Below are 17,578 nucleotides of genomic sequence, written 5' to 3' on the forward strand. Positions count from 1 at the left end.
GGTCTTCCCCCTTTCGCCGCTGCCGCTCCGCTGCATCCGGTCAATCCCGGTCTTGCCGCCATGTGGTGATCAACGCTAGCTGACGCCCGAAAGGGGCTGGAATGAAAGAACCAAGGGGGTCGCGTCGGCAGCGCAACGTGCCGACAATCAGCGATGTCGCGGCGCACGCCGGCGTGTCGCCGATGACCGTGTCGCGCGTCATCAACGCCAAGACCAGCGTGCGACCCGAAACGCGCGACCGTGTCGAAGCCGCCATCGCCGCGCTCAACTATGCTCCCAATGCCGCCGCCCAGTCGCTGGCCGGCGGCGAGGACATCCGGATCGGCCTGCTCCACTATAATCCCAGCTTCGCCTATCTCAGCGCCTTGCTGATGGGCAGTCTCGACCAGGCCAGCCGCAGCAACGTCCAGCTTGTCGTCGAAAAATGCGACGATGCCGATCAGGCAACGGCCGCCATCGATCATCTCGTCGCCGGCCGCGTCGACGGCATCCTGCTGCCGCCGCCGCTCAGCGACGATCCCGCCGTCCTCGCCGCGATCGAACGGGTCGGCCTGCCGGTGGTCGCCGTCGCCACCGGCGGCGCCCCCGGCTGGGCGATGTCGGTCAGCATCGATGATCGTGCCGCCGCCTATGAAATGACGCGCCATCTCGGGGCGCTCGGCCATCGCCGTATCGGCTTCATCACCGGCAACCCCGACCAGGCCGCCAGTGCAGAGCGGCTCGCCGGCTATCAGGCGGCACTGGCCGACCTGGGGCTGCCCGCGGCGCCTGATCTGGTGGCGCCCGGGCTGTTCACCTACCGGTCCGGCCTTGCCGCCGCCGACCTGCTGCTCGACCGGCCCGAACCGCCGACGGCGATCTTTGCCGCCAATGACGACATGGCGGCCGCGACGGTTTCGATCGCCCATCGCCGCGGGCTCGATGTGCCGCGCGACCTGACGATCTGCGGTTTTGACGACACCGCGCTTGCCACCACGATCTGGCCCGAACTGACCACCATCCGCCAGCCGGTGCTCGAAATGTCGCGCATCGCTGTCGAGCTTCTGGTCAATGCCATCCGCGATGCGCGCGCCGGCCGGGTCGCCGAGGCCGCCGAACCGCATGTACTCGCCGCCTATGCGCTGATCCGGCGCGATTCGGACGCCGCCCCACAAGGCTGATACGGGATCAGCCTTCCATGTCCTCCAGCTCGCGGCCGCGCGTTTCGTTGACCATGGCCTTGACGAAGAAGAACGAGATGACCGCGAACGTGGCAAAGCCGGTGTAGGTCGCCGCCAGCCCCGGCGACACGGCCAGCGTCGGGAAGCTGACCGACACCGCCGCATTCGCCATCCACTGCGCAAAGCCGGCGACCGCCAGCCCCGACCCGCGGATCTGGTTGGGGAACATTTCGCCGAGCATCACCCACATCACCGGGCCCCAACTGACGTTGAAGAAGATAACGTACAGATTGGCGGCGATCAGCGCGAACAGCCCGTTGTTGCCCGGCAGGCTGACCCCCGATGGTCCGGTGACCGCCGTCGAAAAGGCATAGGCGACCACCGCCAGCGTCACGGCCATTCCGGCGGAGCCGATGAGCAGCAGCGGCTTGCGGCCGATCTTGTCGATCAGCGCGATGGCGACCAGGCATGCGGCAATCGACAGCACGCCCGACAGGATGTTGATCTGCAAGGCATTGTCTTCGGAAAAGCCGACCGCTTCCCACAGCGTCGCGCCATAGTAGAAGACGACGTTGATGCCGACGAACTGCTGGAACACCGCCAGGCCGATTCCGGTCCACAGGATAGGCCGGATCTTGCCGGTGGACTTGTCGATGAGGTCGGACAGCTTGGGCTTGTGATGGTCCTTGGCGAGGCTGGCGCCGATTTCGGCAACCTTGCGATCGGCCTCGACGGCGCCGAACAGCCGCGTCAGCACGGCGCGGGCGCGCTCGGTCTGGCCCTTGACGACGAGGTAGCGCGGGCTTTCGGGGATCGCCAGCAGCGCCAGGAAATAGATCGCCGCCGGGATGGCCTGCAACCAGAACATCCAGCGCCAAGCCGGCTGGCCGAGCCACAGCGCCGCGGTCGATCCGCCCGCATAGCGCGCGAGCGCGAAATTGGCGACAAAGGCGCCCGTCAGCCCGCTGATGATCATCACCTGCTGGACGCTCGACAGCCGCCCGCGGATGGACGCGGGTGTCACCTCGGAAATATAGACCGGCGAGATGACGCTGGCGGCGCCGACGCCGAAGCCGCCGATGATCCGCGCGATGATGAAGATCGTCGAACTGCTCGCCGCCCCGGCCATCAACGCGCTGGCAAGGAACAGCACCGCCGCCAGCATCATGACGCTGCGCCGGCCGATCCCGTCCGCCAGCCGGCCGGCGGCAAAGGCACCGATCGCCGAACCGACGAGGATCGCGCCGACATTGACGCCGATGCCGAACTTGCCGAGGTCGAACGCCGATTCCAGGCCCTTCTGGGTGCCGTTGATGACCCCCGAATCATAGCCGAACATGAAGCCGCCAATCGTGGCCACGGCGACGATCGCGGTGATGAAGGCCATGTTGACCTGGCTGTCGTCGGCCGGATGGTCACTCGAATATGCTGCGTCGGTCATGCTCAACTCCGCCCCTGGCTTTTTATATTTTTGCAGCCGTGATCCTGATACCCTGCACGCCCGGATCGAAGGCGAACAGGTCGCCCGCCTGTGGCTGCGCCGCGCGCTCCGCCGCGCGCAACCCCTTGGCCGCCGTCGTCGCATAGGCGGTGCGCAGGTCGGCACCGCCAAAGGTCATCTTGGTCACATTGGCAACCGGGAAGCGCATGCTGCCAACCAGCTTGCCGGCCTGGTCATAGCGCCGCACGCCCCAGCCGCCGAACAGCCCGATCCACAAATGGTCCTCGGCGTCGATCGTCGGTCCATCCGGGTAGCCGGCGCCGTCCTCGATCGTCACATGGCGGACCGGCGTCCCCAGCGAGGCGTCGTCATGGATCGGCACCCGCCAGATCGTGCGCCCAAGCGTATCGACATGATACAGCGTCCTGCCATCGACGCTGATCGCCGGGCCGTTGGTGATGACCACCGGTGGCAGGCCGGCATCGCTGCAATGGCCATCGGCGCAGCGGTGCAGCCGCCCGGTCGCCGCCGTCTCGCCATTGTCCATGCTGCCGAACCACAGCCGCCCCTGCGCATCGGTCGTGGCGTCATTGAGCCGGTTGCCGGGTAGCCCGGGTTCGGGCCGGTGCAGCAATTGCAACGCGCCGCTGGCCGGATCAAAGCGGTGCAGTCCGGTCTGCAGCCCGACGATCATGCCGCCGGTTGCCGCCGGCAATATCCAGCCGACTTCGGCGCCCATGTCCCAGCTCCGGGCGGCGCCGGTGGCAGGGACGAAGCGGTGGACGCGCCGGCCCTTGATATCGACGAACCAGACCGCGTCCTCGAACCAGATCGGCCCTTCCCCCAGCGTCGCGCCGACGCCCAGGACCGATTGCACGGTGCCTGCCATGTCAGCGCCAGCCGGCATCGACGAAATACTCATGGCCCGTGCACATGCGGGCATCGTCGGAGGCCAGGAACAGCGCCATTGCCGCCACGTCCGCCGGCTGGATGCGTCCATCGACGCATTGGGCCGCGACGATTTCGGCGGCATCGGCCGGCGTGTGCCACAGCGCCTGGCGCGGCGTTTCGACATTGCCGGGAACGATGGTGGTGACGCGGATATTGTGGCCGCCAAGATCGCGGGCCAGCGCCCGGGTCATGCCTTCGATCGCGGCCTTCGCCGTCTGGTAGACCACGAGGTCGGGCAGCCCCAGATGCCAGCTGATCGACCCGAAATTGATGATCGCGCCGCCGCCGGCCGCCCGCATCGCCGGCACCACCGCCTGCGCTGCAAAGAACAGGTGGCGCAGATTGGTCGCCATCCGGTCGTCCCAATAGGCCGGGGTCACCGCTTCGATGCTGTGGCGATCGTCATTGGCCGCGTTGTTGACCAGCACGTCGATCCCGCCAAGTTCGTCGCCGATCCGGCCGATCACGCCCTGCAACGCGTCGATGTCGCGCAGGTCGCAGGCATGGAAAGCACCGGGCGCGAAACGCGCCGCCGTCGCGGCACCACCGGCTTCATCGATGTCGATGAAGGCCACCCGGGCGCCCTGCGCCGCAAAGGCCTCGACCAGCCCGGCACCGATGCCGGTGGCGCCGCCGGTGACCAGCACGCGCTTGCCGGCAAGACTTGGGTAAACCGCGCGTCCGCTCACGCCAGCAACCCGCGGCGTGCCAGATTGGCCATCAAGGCGCCGATGCCGAAATCCCAGGGGGCGGCGTCGCGCGACGTGGTGACCGTGTTGACCAGCCGCCCCAACCGGGCGCTTTCGATGCTGACCCGGTCGCCGACCTTGTGAGTGAAGCCGCGGCCCGGGTCGTCGCGGTCCTGCACCGGGGCGAACAACGTGCCGAGGAACAACGCAAAGCCATCGGGATATTGATGCTCGCTCAAGGTCTGGCGGACCAGGTCGAGCGGATCACGGCTGATCGCCGCCATGTTGCTGACACCGTGCAGCACATAGCCTTCGGGACCTTCGATGCGCAGGCTGATCTCGGCCGCGCGGACATCGTCGATGGTGAACCCGCCGTCGAACAGCCGTATCAGCGGCCCCAGCGCACATGACGCATTATTGTCCTTGGCCTTGCCGAGCAGCAACGCCGACCGGCCTTCGAAATCACGCAGGTTGACGTCATTGCCCAGCATCGCGCCCACCGCCTTGCCGGCAGGATCGACAAGCAGCGCCACCTCGGGCTCGGGGTTGTTCCAGGTCGAATCGGACCTTATGCCGATCGGCGCATCGGGGCCGACGCTGGCCAGCACCGGCGCTTTGGTGAAAACCTCGGCATCGGGGCCGATCGCGACCTCCAGATATTGCGACCACAGGCCGTCGTCGATCAGCGCCGACTTCAACGCCGCTGCTTCCGGCGACCCCGGCACCACCGACCGGATCGAGCCGCCGACCCGCGTTTCCAGCCGGTCGCGGATCGCCGCCGCCGCCGAAGCGTCGCCGCGGGCGCCTTCCTCGATGACCCGCTCGATCGCCGACACGGCAAAGGTCACGCCGCACGCCTTGACGCATTGCAGGTCGACCGGGCTGAGCAGGCGCACCGACGCCATGTCGAACGGTCCCAGCGCCGCGCCGCCGGCGCCCGAAAAATCACCGCCGGCGACAAGCGCCGCCACGGTCGGCGCGACGCCCGCCATATCGATCAGCTGGCCCTTGATGACGAGAATGGGGCTGGGCCCGGCATCGGTCAGCATGCGACCGAGAAACGTTCCCGACTGCCAATCCGCCGGCAACGCCGAAACGTCCAAAGGCCGCGCGTCCGCCATCATCCCCCCACTCGACTTCTTGTTTTGATAGCGCTACCAACACCAGCGCGGTCGTGCTGTCAAGGCATCGATGACGCGGCGCGATGCTGGGGAGAGACGATGATGACGAACCGCCTGACGACAGGATTGCGCGCTCTGCTCTTCGCCGCCGGCGCGGGGCTGCTTGTCGCTGCGGCACCGCCGCCGGGCAATTGGGTCGCCAGCTGGGCCGCTTCGCAGCAGATCCCCGAAGACCGCAATGCCCTCGCCCCGGCCGACCTTACCGACACGACGCTGCGCCAGCTCGTCCATCTGTCGACCGGCGGCCGCCGCGTCCGCGTGCTGGTCAGCAACGCCTTCGGCACCGAAGCGCTCGACATCGGCGCCGCCCATGTCGCCCGCGCGCCCGCCCCCGACAGTGCCCGGATCGACCCTGCAAGCGACCGCGCGCTGACCTTCGACGGCGCCCCCGGCGTCACCATTCCCGCCGGTGCCAGCTATTGGTCCGACCCGGTCGCGATCGATGCCGCGCCGCTGTCGACGCTGGCAATCACGCTGCATCTGCCCAAGCCGCCGGCGCGCCAGACCAGCCATCCGGGGTCGCGCGCCACCAGCTACCTGCTGGCGGGCAATCATGTCGGCGCCGCCGACCTCGCGGGCGCCCGCACGGTCGATCACTGGTATCAGCTCGCCAGCGTCGCCGTCGACGCCCCCAGGGACGCCCGCGCCATCGTCGCCATCGGCGATTCGATCACCGATGGCCATGGCGCCACCACCAACGGCAACGACCGCTGGACCGACCGCCTCGCCGAACGGTTGCAGGCGGCACCTGCGTTGCGCAGCGTCAGCGTCCTCAACCATGGCATCGGCGGCAATCGCGTGCTGCAGGATGGCCTTGGACCCAATCTTCTTGCCCGGTTCGATCGCGATGTGCTGGCACAGCCCGGGGTTCGCTATGTCATCCTTCTCGAAGGCATCAACGATCTCGGCGGGCTGACCCGCGAGGCGCCGGTCGACCAGGCGGCGCATGACCGTCTCGTCGCACGCATCACCGGCGCCTACGCGCAGGTCGTTTCGCGCGCCCGCGCCGCCGGCATCAAGGCGTATGGCGCCACCATCCTGCCAGACGGCGGGTCGAGCTATTACCACCCCGATGCGCTGAACGAAGCCGACCGCGCAGCGGTCAACGCCTGGATCCGCACGCCGGGCAATTTCGATGCCGTCATCGATTTCGACGCGCTGACCCGCGACCCGGCGGACCCGCGACGCATGCGCAAGGACTATGATTCCGGCGATGGTTTGCACCCGTCGGCGGCCGGTTACCGTGCCATGGCCGACTCTATCCCGCTGTCATTGTTTCACCGTTAACATATTGGCAATATTGGTGAAACGACAACCGTAGAATCCACATAAAGCGACGGTCAAGACTTTTCGGGTATAATCCGTTTCGGGGAGGCCAGATCGGCAATCTCGCGCGCCGGATTTGTCCGGGAGTGAGGGTCACGCGCATGTACCGTCCACGCTTGTGTCCGAACTTTCTCAAAAGCCTGTCGCACTGGAAATCGAGCGACAGTCTGATCAAGGAACAATATCGCGCCCTGCGGCCGCAGGTCCCGACGATGTACCTCGCGGTCCTGATCAATATCATCCTGCTGGCCTTTGTTTCGTCGCGGACGGTCGGCCCCGATGCGTTCATCGTCCCGATCTTCGTGGCCATCCTGATTCTCTGCCGCGTGATCTTCTGGTGGTTCACCCGCGCGCCCGACGCCGGCCCCAGCATCGCCCAGATTCGCAGTTCGATGACCAGCACGCTGGTGACCGCGTGCCTGGTCTCGGTCGGACTCAGCATCTGGAGCGAGCAGGTCCTGGCGTCGGGCGGATCCGAGCCGCGCGCCTATGTCGGCCTGTTCATGGCCTTGTGCACGATCTGTTGTGCGGCCTGCCTGTCCAGCCTGCCGCTGGCGGCCTATATCGTCGTCGCCGTCGGCACGGTGCCGGTGTCGATCTCGCTGTTGCTGACCGACGACCTGGTCCTCGCCACCATGGGGGTCAACATGCTGCTGGTGTCACCGCTGGTCGTCGGCATGATCAACCGCCAGCACAAGCAATTGCGGCGCATGGTGGCGTCGCGCAGCGAGATCGCTGCCGAACAGATGAAGGCAAGTGTCCTGGCGCACAGCGATTCGCTGACCGGCCTTGCCAACCGCCGCGCCTTTCTCGACGAATTGCGCGTCGCTTCGGTGTCGCTGAAACGGTCGACGCTGGCGATCGCGATGATCGACCTCGATGGCTTCAAGCTCATCAACGACACCTATGGCCATCAGACCGGCGACGCGCTGCTCGTCGAGACCGCACAACGGCTGCGCCACCTCAGCATCGGCGATGCCGTCATCGCGCGGCTGGGCGGCGACGAGTTTGCCGTCCTCCTGCGCGACATCGAGCGAATCGACGATGCCCAGCTCCGGCTGGCGCAACTTGCCGGCGTCTTCGCCCAGCCTTTTCGAGTCGGGGACCAGTCGTTCCGGCTCAAGGCGTCGATCGGCCTTGCACATAATGTGACCGAATCCGCAACGACGATGGGCCTGATCAACCGCGCCGACCTGGCGATGTACGAGGCCAAGCGCCGCCAGGGCGCAACCGTCTGCCTGTTCGAACCGAGCATGGAGGTGCGCACCCGCCGCCGCCTGATGATCGAACGCGCTCTCGCCAATCCCGCCGACAGCGCATTGATCACGCTATATTTCCAGCCGGTAATCGACGCCGCAACCGGCCGCATTTCGGTTTTCGAGGCACTGGCGCGCTGGACCCACCCGAAACTGGGGGTGATCCCGCCTGTCGAGTTCATCCCGCTCGCCGAACAGGCCGGAATGACGACGCTGCTGACCACCCAGCTGCTGTCGATGGCGCTGCGCACCGCATCCGCCTGGCCCGCCCATATCGGGCTGTCGTTCAATGTCAGCGCGCAGGAACTCGCCTCGCCGTCGATTGCCCGGCGCATCCTGAAGCTGGTCGCCGACCATGGCTTCGACCCTGGCCGGCTGTCGATCGAAGTCACCGAAACCGCGTTGCTCAGCGACTTTGCGGCGGCGCGCACCGCCGTTTGCGCCCTGCAGGAAGGCGGCGTCCGCGTCCTTCTCGACGACTTTGGCGCCGGCTATGCCTCGATCGGCTATCTGCGCGAAATGCACTTCGACGGCATCAAGCTCGATGGCAGCCTGATCACGCCGCTGATGGAAAGCGATACCGCCCATGACCTGCTGGTCGGCGTCCTCCACCTGTGCCGCGCCATCGGCGCGCCGGTCACTGCCGAGATGGTGGAAACCCAGGCCCAGCATGACTTGCTGTGCGCATTGGGCGTCCAGAAGCTGCAAGGCTATTTCCTGTCGCGCGCCTTGCCGCCGGAGGAAGCGCTGGCCGCCTGCGCGGCCGGCGGCAATGCCTTGCCCATGCCGCGTTCGTCGGTGGTGTTGTTCAACAAGCGGCTGCCGCTGCAGTTGACCGGCAACGCCTGAGCCACGGCTCCCGCGCACCGGCTTGCCCTGCGCAGCCGCCGCAACTAAAGCCTGCTGCATGAAAGCCCGCGTCACCATCACCCTCAAGCCCGGCGTGCTCGACCCGCAGGGCCGCGCCATCCACAATGCCCTCGACGGGCTGGGCTTCACCGGCGTTGCCGGCGTCCGCCAGGGCAAGGTCATCGAACTCGATCTCGCCGACGGCACCTCCGAAGCCGTCATCGACGACATGGCGCGAAAGCTGCTCGCCAATACGGTCATCGAAAATTACCGGATCGAGCTGCTGTGAAGGCCGCCGTGGTCGTCTTTCCCGGCAGCAACTGCGACCGGGATCTTGCGGTGGCGATCGAGACCATCACCGGCACGGCACCGACCATGGTCTGGCATCGCGACACCGACCTTCCGGACGGGCTCGACCTCATCGCCCTGCCCGGCGGCTTTTCCTATGGCGACTATCTGCGCTCCGGCGCCATGAGCGCGCGGTCGCCGGTCATGCAGGCGGTCATCGCCGCTGCCGGCCAGGGCCGTGCCGTCCTTGGCGTCTGCAACGGCTTCCAGGTGCTCACCGAAGCCGGCCTGCTGCCCGGCGCGCTGATGCGCAACGCCGGGCTGGACTTCGTCTGCCGCGACGTGGCGTTGACCGTCGCCAACAGCCAGACGATGTTCACCGGCCGCTATGACGCCGGCGAGACCATCCGCATTCCCGTTGCCCATCACGACGGCAATTATGTCGCCGATGCCGCCACGCTCCACCGGTTGGAGGGCGAAGGCCGGGTCGTCCTGCGCTACGCCGAGCCCGTCAACGGCTCGGCGCGCGACATTGCCGGCATCGTCAACGACCAGGGCAATGTGCTGGGGCTGATGCCGCATCCCGAACGGCTGATCGAGGCCGAACAGGGCGGCACCGACGGCCGCCGCATGTTCGAGGCACTGGCGGCAGCGCTGGGCTGAAGGGTCGCCGGTCGTACGGTGCAGGACAATTCGGCAAACAGCGATCCAGCGTGCGGGGTCGATGCCGATCGAACGAAATCCGCGCTAGACCCCGGTCTTGAACGGGGTGAAATCTGTTCGCGTATCGAACACGTCAAGGCCTTCCGCCGCCTTGAAGAACGCCACGACGCGATAGGTGACCGGCGTCAGGATGACCTCCCACAGCACCTTGAGCAGATAGTTGGTGAACAGCACCACGAACACCAGCCGCGTCTCCCACACGCCCAGGAAGGCAAGCGGATAGAAGATCAGGCTGTCCACCCCCTGCCCGACAATGGTCGACCCGATCGTGCGCATCCACAGATGCCGCCCCCCGGTCATCACCTTCATCCGCGCCAGCACAAAGGCATTGGCCATCTCGCCCGCCCAGAACGCCAGCACCGATGCGAGGAAGATCCGCGGCACCTGGCCGAACACCGCCGCCAGCGCCGCCTGCCCGGCCCAGTCCGGCGACGGCGGCAAGGTGACGACCACGAACGCCATGCCGGCGGCGAACACCGATGCCGCAAAGCCCACCCAGACGACACGCCGGGCGCGCGCATAGCCATAGACCTCGGTCATCACATCGCCGAGCACATAGCCCAGCGGAAAGAACAATATCCCGGCACCGAAGGTCAACGGGCCGAACAGCGGCAGCGTCACCTGCGCCGGCTTGCCCGCCCCGATCAGGTTGGAGCAGATCAGGATGACGGCGAACGCCGCCATGCAGAAATCATAATAGCGCAGCTGCCGCCCGGCGAGCGCATCGGCATCGACAGCAACGATCGGAGAATTGGTCATGCACCGACCTTAGAGTCGGCCGACGAAATGAAAAAGGGGTCTGGGGCGTAACGCCCCAGTTCTAGCCTAGGCGTCGAGCAGCCGCGTCAGCCGCACCACATCGGCATCGATCTCGCGGTCGGACGCGCGCAGTTCCTCGATGCGCTTGACGGCGTGCATCACCGTGGTGTGGTCGCGCCCGCCAAAGCGGCGTCCGATCTCGGGCAGCGAGCGCGGTGTCAGCTTCTTGGCGAGATACATCGCCACCTGGCGCGGCCGGGCGACTTCGCGGGCCCGGCGGGCGGACATCAGGTCCGACAGCTTCAGGTGATAATGTTCGGCAACCTTGCGCTGGATCTCGTCGATCGTCAGCTTCTTTTCGTGCGCGCGGAGCAGGTCGGCGAGTGTCTCGCGGGTGAATTCCAGCGTCACCGGCGCATTGACCAGCCCGGCATAGGCGACGACGCGGTTGAGCGCGCCTTCCAGCTCTCGGACGTTGGCGGTGATCTTGCGCGCCAGAAACTCGATCACATCGGCCGGAACGGTGACATTCTGCGTCATCCCCGCCAGCTTGGCGTGGAGGATGTTGAGACGCAGCTCGTAATCGGCCGGGTTGATGTCGGCGACCAGCCCCCAGGCCATGCGCGACAGGATCCGCTCCTGGATGCCCTCGAGGTTCTGCGGGCTGCGGTCGGCGGTGATCACCAGCCGCTTCCCGGCGCTGATGATCTCGTTCATCGTGTGGAAGAATTCTTCCTGGGTCGATTCCTTGCCGGCGATGAACTGGACATCGTCGATCATCAGCAGGTCGACGGCGCGCAGCTTCTGCTTGAAGGCGATGGTATCCTTGGCGCGCAGCGCGGCGAGAAACTCGACCATGAAGCGCTCGGCCGACATATAGGTGATGCGCGCGTCGGGCTGCCGCTGGTGCAAGGCGTTGCCGATGGCGTGCATCAGATGGGTCTTGCCCAACCCGGTGGTGCCGTGAAGAAACAGCGGATTGAAACCCACCGGTCCCGGCTCGGCAACGGCGAGCGCCGCATTATAGGCAAGCTCGTTCGACTTGCCGACGATGAAGCTGTCGAACGTATATCGGTTTTCCACCGGCGGTGACGCCGTATCGGGCGCCGACGCGGTAGCGGCGATTGTCGGTGCGGTGGCGTGCGCGGCGGCGGCCTGCACGGTCAGCGTCACCTGCCGGGTTCCCGGCCGCTGCACGGTCCAGTGGTGGCGAAGCGCCTCGGCATAATGGCCGCCGACCCAATCCGCCACAAAGGCGCTCGGCGCGGCCAGGCGCACGGTGTCGCCGTCGCAGCCTAGGAACGCCAGCGGCGCCAGCCAGGCATCGAAATGATGGTCCCCCGATTCGGCCCGCAGCGCCGCGCGCACACGCGCCCAGGCATGCAAAAGTCCATCCTGCTGGGCACCGGCGTCGCGCGCGCCGGCATCACCTGCCCGCAGCGCCGGCGCCCAGCCGGCTGCACGCGCAGGCGCAGCCATGCCTGCCTGTGCCGGCACCGCGCGATTGACGGTCGTCTGCTGCTTCGTTGGTACCGCCAAAACCGACACGCTCGTCTTCCTCCCAAAGTATCGGCGGCGGCCAGTTTCGGCTTTCGACCCTTCCGCTCTGGCGTCGCTTTTCCGCGGTCGATGCAAAGACAAAGCGTCCCCGACGTCTGACCAGGGGTCGACGACAATATGAACGATGTATTGACCGAACCGGAGACGCAGAGACTGCATCGGTGGCGCCAGACAGGGCCTGAATTAAGCAAGGACACGCCGTCCAAGCAAGCGTCACAATTGTCCCCAAGTGCAAATAATTCCATTGACACGCAGAAGGGCCAATTCGCCGACAACCCACGACAACGCGCTGATTTTTCGTGACATCGGCGTGACGATTGGATGACGGTTCGCGCAGCTTGAAATGTTAACAGGCTGATTTCTAATAACAATTCTGGTGGCGCCAGACGACCCGATTCGGCACCGCGCAATGCGCCTTCAGCGTCCTCCGCCGCGCCATGGCAGGCGATCACGCCACCCCCCGGGCGCGCGTGCGCTGCAACATCCTGTCACATGAGCCGAATCGGACGACCGCCGCAGGTCATCGGACCGCCGCGCGGCAGACAGCAAAAAGGCGCCGCAACCGCAGCGCCTCTTCACCAAATCTTAATAGTTACGACTGCCCGGAAAACAGCAGCCGGTGGCGCGATCAGCCCTGGGCAGGTGCTGCTTCGAGCGCCTTGACGCGCTTGGCGAGGCGCGAAATCTTGCGCGCCACGGTGTTCTTGTGAAGAACGCCCTTCGACACGCCGCGCATCATTTCCGGCTGCGCCGCCGCGAGTGCGGCAGCGGCGGCTGCCAGATCACCCGCGCCAATCGTCGACTCGGCGCGCTTCACGAAGGTGCGGATGCGGCTGACCCGCGCCTTGTTGACCTCGGCGCGGCGAGCGTTGCGACGAATGCGCTTTTCAGCCTGGGGCGTATTGGCCATTGTGTCCTTGAACTCTCGTCTGATGTTGCCGGTTGTCCCGGCACATGACCGGTATCGGCGCGGGACTCGACCCGCACCGGAAGTGGAGCCGCATAAGCCCAGACCGGCACAGGGTCAAGACCCGCGCCGCCCGGATCAGCGTTGGCAGCGCGCGCAGAAGAAGCTCGACCGCCCCGACTGGACGATGCGCTGCACCGGCCGCGCGCACACCGGGCAGGGTTTGCCTTCCTGCCCATAGACCTGAAAGCCCTTCTGGAAATAGCCGAGCGTGCCGTCGGGCGCCGCATGGTCGCGCAGGCTCGATCCGCCCGCGGCGATCGCTTCCAGCAGCACCGCGCGCACCGAATCGACCAGCAGACTGATGCGCCGCGCCGCCACCTGCCCGCCAGCCCGCCCCGGGTGGATGCCGGCGCGGAATAGCGCCTCGCAGACATAGATATTGCCGAGGCCGGCAACGATACGCTGATCGAGCAGCAGCGCCTTGGCCGGCGCCATTCGCCCCCGGAACGCCGCCGCGAGCATCGCCGCGCCGAAATCGGGCCCCAGCGGCTCCGGCCCCAGCCCCGCCAGCAAGGGGTGGGCCGCCACTGCCGATGTCTCGACAAGGTCGATCGAGCCGAAACGGCGGGCGTCGTTGAACGCCACCTGCCGGCCGTTGCCGGTTTCGAACACCACATGGTCGTGCTTGCCGATCGCCTCCGGATCGACCCGCATCCGCCCCGACATGCCCAGATGCACGATCATCGTGTCGCCGCGGTCGGTATCCACCAGCCCGTATTTGGCGCGGCGCCGACAGCCGGTCACCACGGCGCCGGTCAACCGCTGCCCCAGGCCGTCGGGGAACGGCCGCCGCAGATCTGCGCGGTTGAGCGTGATGCGGGCAAAGCGCTGCCCCATCCACACCGGCGCCAGCCCGCGCATCACCGTTTCGACTTCGGGCAGTTCGGGCATGGCGGTCTCGTTCCGTCAGGTGCGGGCCAACACCGCGACATTTCTGCGACAAATCAGCGGCACGCGACATAGGGCGCGTTTGCGGTGGCGCCAAGGCCAAGCTAGGAGGCGTGACATGATCGACACCCCCGATACCGTCAGCTTCGGCTATACCCAGGTCGCCCCCCAGGAAAAGACTCGCCGGGTCGGGGAGGTCTTCGCGTCGGTCGCCAAGCGCTACGACATCATGAACGACCTGATGTCGGCGGGCATGCACCGCGTCTGGAAGGACGATTTCGTTCGCGCGTTGAAGCCGCGCGCCGGAGAACGCATCCTCGACATGGCCGGCGGCACCGGCGACATCGCCTTCCGCATCGCCCGATCGGGCGCCGATGTGACGGTGGCCGACATCAACCCGCACATGCTCGAAGTCGGTATTGAACGCGCCGCCAAAAAGGGCATCACCAGCCTCGTCTGGCGCGAGGAAAATGCCGAAACCCTGTCATTCCCCGATCGCAGCTTCGATGCCTATACGATCGCCTTTGGCATCCGCAACGTCACCGATATTCCGGCAGCGCTCAGCGAAGCCCATCGCGTTCTCGGCTTCGGCGGGCGGTTCTTCTGCCTCGAATTTTCCACCACCGAATGGCCGGGCTTCGGCGAGGCCTATGACCTTTATTCCGAAAAGCTTGTGCCGCGCATCGGCAAGGCGGTGGCCGGCGACGCCGACAGCTATCGCTACCTCATCGAATCGATCCGCCGTTTCCCGCGCATGCCCGACTTTGCCGCGATGATCGAAGCCGCAGGCTTTCGGAACGTCAAATACCGGCCCATCCTGGGCGGCGCCGTCGCCATCCACAGCGGCTGGAAAGTCTGAGGTGCCAGCACCAGCCCTTGGGGCCAGGGACCACGTGCGTTGCCCGCGCGGCGCTCGATCCGGATGTCCGGAAGCGCTGTGACCGCCACCGTCACCCATTTGTGGCGCATGCTGGTCTGGGGCCGGGCGCTGGCCCGCCACGGCGCGCTGCGGCCCTTTGAATCGCCGAAGGTCCCGCTCGGCATTCGCGCTGTCGCGCGCATTGCCCGGGTCGGCACCCGGGCGCCCGTTACCCCCGATTTCGCCGCCGGCCTTGCCGCCGTCGGCCCGGCCGCAGTCAAGCTCGGCCAGGCGCTGGCGACCCGGCCCGATCTCATCGGCCCCGAAGCGGCGCTCGATCTCGTCCGCCTGCAGGATTCCCTGCCACCCCTGCCGTTCAGCACGATGGAGGCGGTGCTCAACGCCGCCTATGATGGCGACTGGCGCACCCGTTTCCAGGCGATCGAGCCGGTGCCTGTCGGCGCCGCGTCGATGGCGCAGGTTCACCGCGGTGTCACGACCGAAGGCCGCCGCGTCGCCATCAAGATGTTGCGCCCGGGGATCGACGCCGATCTGGCGCGCGCCATCGACACCTATGAATGGGCGGCTGGCCATATCGAGCTGCTCGGCGGGGAATTCGAACGGCTGCGTCCCCGCGCTGTCATCGCCACCTTCAAGGGCTGGACCGAGGCCGAGCTCGACCTGCGCCGTGAAGCCGCCTCGGCGTCCGAACTTGCCGAGGCCGTCCAGGCCGAACCCGATTTCGTCGTGCCGGGGATCGACTGGTCGCGCTCCTCGCGCCGCATCCTTGTCATCGACTGGATCGACGGTATCAAGATGAACGATTCGGCGGCACTGGCAGCGCTCGATTTCGACCGCCGCCGGCTCGCCATGGTGCTGGTCAACGGCTTTCTTGCCCAGGCGATCGCGCAAGGGTTCTTCCATGCCGACATGCACCAGGGCAATCTGTTCGTCATTCCCCCGGCCGATGGCAGCGACCACGCCAAGCTCGCCGTGATCGACTTCGGCATCATGGGCCGGATCAACCGCCGCGCCCGCATGTACCTTGCCGAAATCCTGCATGGCCTCGTCACCGGCAATTATGCCCGGGTCGCGGAAATTCATTTCGAAGCCGGCTATGTGCCGCCGCACCATAATGTCGGCGCCTTCGCGACCGCGCTGCGGGCTGTCGGTGAGCCGATCCGCGGCAAGCGCGCAAAGGACGTCAACATCACCCAGTTGCTCGACGGCCTGTTCGCCATCACCCGCAGTTTCGACATGCAGGTCCAACCGCACCTGCTGCTGCTGCAAAAGACCATGGTGATGGTCGAAGGCGTGGCGTTGACGCTCGACCCCCATGTCAACATGTGGGAGGTCGCCGAACCCTATGTCCGCGACTGGGTCCGCGACGAAATGGGGCCCGAAGCAATCATCGCCGATTCGATTGTCGAAAATGTCCGCGCCCTGGTGCAATTGCCGCGGCTGTTTCGCCAATATGTCGCTGCGCACCCCGTGCCGGGGGCAGCGCCCGAAGGCCCGGCGTTGCCGCCGCTGCCGACACGGCGCCGCGGCACCGGCTGGTCAACGCCGTGGCTGTTGCTCGCCAGCGGCGCCGGCGCTGCGGCGGTCTGGCTATTGGGGTGACGGCGCCGCCGGGGGCGCAGCCCCCGGTGCCGTCCCGATCAGCGTGTCGATGACCCGCACATCGACCCGGCGGGCATTGGTCAGGGTGGTGCCGGCGTCGGTGGTCTCTGCCGGCTTTTCGAGCGTGACGGCGGCTTCGGGCAGCCCCGATCGCACCAGCACGGTGCGCACCGCGATGGCGCGGTTCTTCGACAATTCGGCGTTCATCGCCGCATCGCCGCGCGGGTCATTGTATCCCGACACGGCGAGCGTGCTGCCCGGATGGCTGTCGACATAGGCCTTGAGCGCGGCCGCCGCGGGCGCGATTTCCGGCGTCACATCGGTCTTGGCAGTTTCGAAATAGACCGAAACGAACGGCTTGCCGTCGACATTCTCGCTGACCAGTCCGGCGCCTTCGGGGACGCCGGTAGCCAGCGGCGCCGCCACGGGCACGATCGCCTCGGCAACAATCACCGGCTCCGGGCGGCCGAGATAGGACAGCAGCAGCGCCCCGCCGACGACCAGGACCGCAAGCGGCACATAATCCCCCCAGCCCGTCACAGCGACGCCGCGATGATCATGGTCGCCGGCGGTGGCCACCGGCGGAATTGCGGCAAAGGCCAGCGGCGCGGTCGAACGGGTCGCCGCAGCGGCGATGCCGGCGTCGGCTCCGAACACCCCCGACCGGCCGAAATGCTCGGCAAGCAGATAATAGACGGTGACGCGATTGCGGGTGCGGTCGCCGTTCATGCGCTGGCCGACGGCGGCGATGGCCGCATCGAGCGCTGCATCGCTGTCGGTCAACGCCAGCTTCTTCTTCAGATAGTTTTCGCGGACCCGGTCGGTTTCGGCGGGGTCGCTGAACGACACCAGCGAACCGTCGGTGCTCTGCAACGCGATGCCGCAATATCGCACGATCGCGGCGATGACGCCGTCATCAGCGTCGGGTGAGTAAATTTTGACGTCGCTCGCCCAATCTTCGGCCATGTGCCGTTCCTCCCCCCGACTCGGTCGCCGCCGCCATGCCAGCCATGCCGCCGGGCGCCTGAAGTGTACATTTTGTCGCAGGCTAGCCG

Annotated in this window: 16 protein-coding genes; 7 read left to right on the plus strand and 9 right to left on the minus strand. The window is 66.7% G+C overall.

Annotation, left to right across the window (positions count from 1 at the left end; genetic code table 11):
• Positions 1 to 101: 101 nt before the first annotated feature.
• A complete protein-coding gene (locus GGQ62_RS07180; RefSeq protein ID WP_152578929.1) occupies positions 102 to 1,160 on the plus strand; it encodes a LacI family DNA-binding transcriptional regulator in 1,059 nt (352 codons plus the stop codon).
• 7 nt (positions 1,161 to 1,167) lie between these two features.
• Here the strand turns inward: GGQ62_RS07180 and GGQ62_RS07185 are convergent, their stop codons facing one another.
• From GGQ62_RS07185 to GGQ62_RS07200, 4 genes are read right to left on the minus strand one after another with little or no spacing between them, the layout of a single operon-like run.
• Entirely contained in the window at positions 1,168 to 2,601 is a 1,434-nt protein-coding gene (locus GGQ62_RS07185; protein ID WP_152578928.1) for a sugar porter family MFS transporter, read from the minus strand.
• A 22-nt stretch (positions 2,602 to 2,623) separates the two neighbouring features.
• The gene (locus GGQ62_RS07190; RefSeq protein ID WP_152578927.1) at positions 2,624 to 3,490 is read right to left on the minus strand and encodes an SMP-30/gluconolactonase/LRE family protein; all 867 of its coding nucleotides are present in this window, start codon (positions 3,488 to 3,490) and stop codon (positions 2,624 to 2,626) included.
• Between the two features lies 1 nt (position 3,491).
• On the minus strand, positions 3,492 to 4,241 hold the full coding sequence (xylB, locus tag GGQ62_RS07195) for a D-xylose 1-dehydrogenase (protein WP_167649519.1): 750 nt from the start codon (positions 4,239 to 4,241) through the stop codon (positions 3,492 to 3,494).
• Entirely contained in the window at positions 4,238 to 5,290 is a 1,053-nt protein-coding gene (locus GGQ62_RS07200; RefSeq protein ID WP_424022223.1) for a fumarylacetoacetate hydrolase family protein, read from the minus strand. The genes xylB and GGQ62_RS07200 overlap by 4 nt, the downstream gene beginning before the upstream one ends.
• 171 nt (positions 5,291 to 5,461) lie before the next feature.
• On the opposite strand from GGQ62_RS07200, the gene GGQ62_RS07205 reads away from it, so the two are divergent.
• The 4 genes from GGQ62_RS07205 (at position 5,462) to purQ (ending at position 9,804) form a co-directional block, all read left to right on the plus strand.
• Entirely contained in the window at positions 5,462 to 6,709 is a 1,248-nt protein-coding gene (locus tag GGQ62_RS07205) for an SGNH/GDSL hydrolase family protein (RefSeq protein ID WP_152578926.1), read from the plus strand.
• Between the two features lie 140 nt (positions 6,710 to 6,849).
• Complete coding sequence (locus tag GGQ62_RS07210) at positions 6,850 to 8,853, plus strand: putative bifunctional diguanylate cyclase/phosphodiesterase (protein WP_152578925.1); 2,004 nt, start codon at positions 6,850 to 6,852, stop codon at positions 8,851 to 8,853.
• Positions 8,854 to 8,911: 58 nt separating this feature from the next.
• Complete coding sequence (purS, locus tag GGQ62_RS07215; RefSeq protein WP_152578924.1) at positions 8,912 to 9,142, plus strand: phosphoribosylformylglycinamidine synthase subunit PurS; 231 nt, start codon at positions 8,912 to 8,914, stop codon at positions 9,140 to 9,142.
• Positions 9,139 to 9,804, plus strand: coding sequence for a phosphoribosylformylglycinamidine synthase subunit PurQ (gene purQ / locus GGQ62_RS07220; protein WP_152578923.1), 666 nt, complete (start codon positions 9,139 to 9,141; stop codon positions 9,802 to 9,804). The genes purS and purQ overlap by 4 nt, the downstream gene beginning before the upstream one ends.
• 84 nt (positions 9,805 to 9,888) lie before the next feature.
• Here purQ and GGQ62_RS07225 read toward each other — a convergent pair whose 3' ends face one another.
• The 4 genes from GGQ62_RS07225 to mutM all read right to left on the minus strand — a co-directional run bounded on the left by GGQ62_RS07225 (position 9,889) and on the right by mutM (position 14,044).
• Positions 9,889 to 10,623, minus strand: a complete 735-nt coding sequence (locus GGQ62_RS07225; RefSeq protein ID WP_152578922.1) for a queuosine precursor transporter — start codon at positions 10,621 to 10,623, stop codon at positions 9,889 to 9,891.
• Between the two features lie 66 nt (positions 10,624 to 10,689).
• Positions 10,690 to 12,102, minus strand: coding sequence for a chromosomal replication initiator protein DnaA (dnaA, locus tag GGQ62_RS07230; protein ID WP_152578921.1), 1,413 nt, complete (start codon positions 12,100 to 12,102; stop codon positions 10,690 to 10,692).
• Positions 12,103 to 12,811: 709 nt separating this feature from the next.
• On the minus strand, positions 12,812 to 13,093 hold the full coding sequence (gene rpsT / locus GGQ62_RS07235) for a 30S ribosomal protein S20 (RefSeq protein WP_152578920.1): 282 nt from the start codon (positions 13,091 to 13,093) through the stop codon (positions 12,812 to 12,814).
• A 135-nt stretch (positions 13,094 to 13,228) separates the two neighbouring features.
• Positions 13,229 to 14,044 (minus strand): bifunctional DNA-formamidopyrimidine glycosylase/DNA-(apurinic or apyrimidinic site) lyase, encoded by an 816-nt coding sequence (gene mutM, locus GGQ62_RS07240; protein ID WP_152578919.1) that lies wholly within the window; start codon positions 14,042 to 14,044, stop codon positions 13,229 to 13,231.
• A gap of 115 nt (positions 14,045 to 14,159) precedes the next feature.
• Here mutM and GGQ62_RS07245 point away from each other — a divergent pair, with 115 nt between their 5' ends.
• Entirely contained in the window at positions 14,160 to 14,900 is a 741-nt protein-coding gene (locus GGQ62_RS07245; RefSeq protein WP_152578918.1) for a class I SAM-dependent methyltransferase, read from the plus strand.
• 78 nt (positions 14,901 to 14,978) lie between these two features.
• A complete protein-coding gene (locus GGQ62_RS07250) occupies positions 14,979 to 16,523 on the plus strand; it encodes an AarF/UbiB family protein (protein WP_152578917.1) in 1,545 nt (514 codons plus the stop codon).
• On the opposite strand, the gene GGQ62_RS07255 is transcribed toward GGQ62_RS07250, so the two are convergent.
• Complete coding sequence (locus GGQ62_RS07255; RefSeq protein WP_167649520.1) at positions 16,512 to 17,489, minus strand: DUF2853 family protein; 978 nt, start codon at positions 17,487 to 17,489, stop codon at positions 16,512 to 16,514. The genes GGQ62_RS07250 and GGQ62_RS07255 overlap by 12 nt on opposite strands.
• Positions 17,490 to 17,578 lie beyond the last annotated feature (89 nt).

The organism is Polymorphobacter fuscus, assembly GCF_011927825.1.
GTDB classification, from domain to species: domain Bacteria; phylum Pseudomonadota; class Alphaproteobacteria; order Sphingomonadales; family Sphingomonadaceae; genus Sandarakinorhabdus; species Sandarakinorhabdus fusca.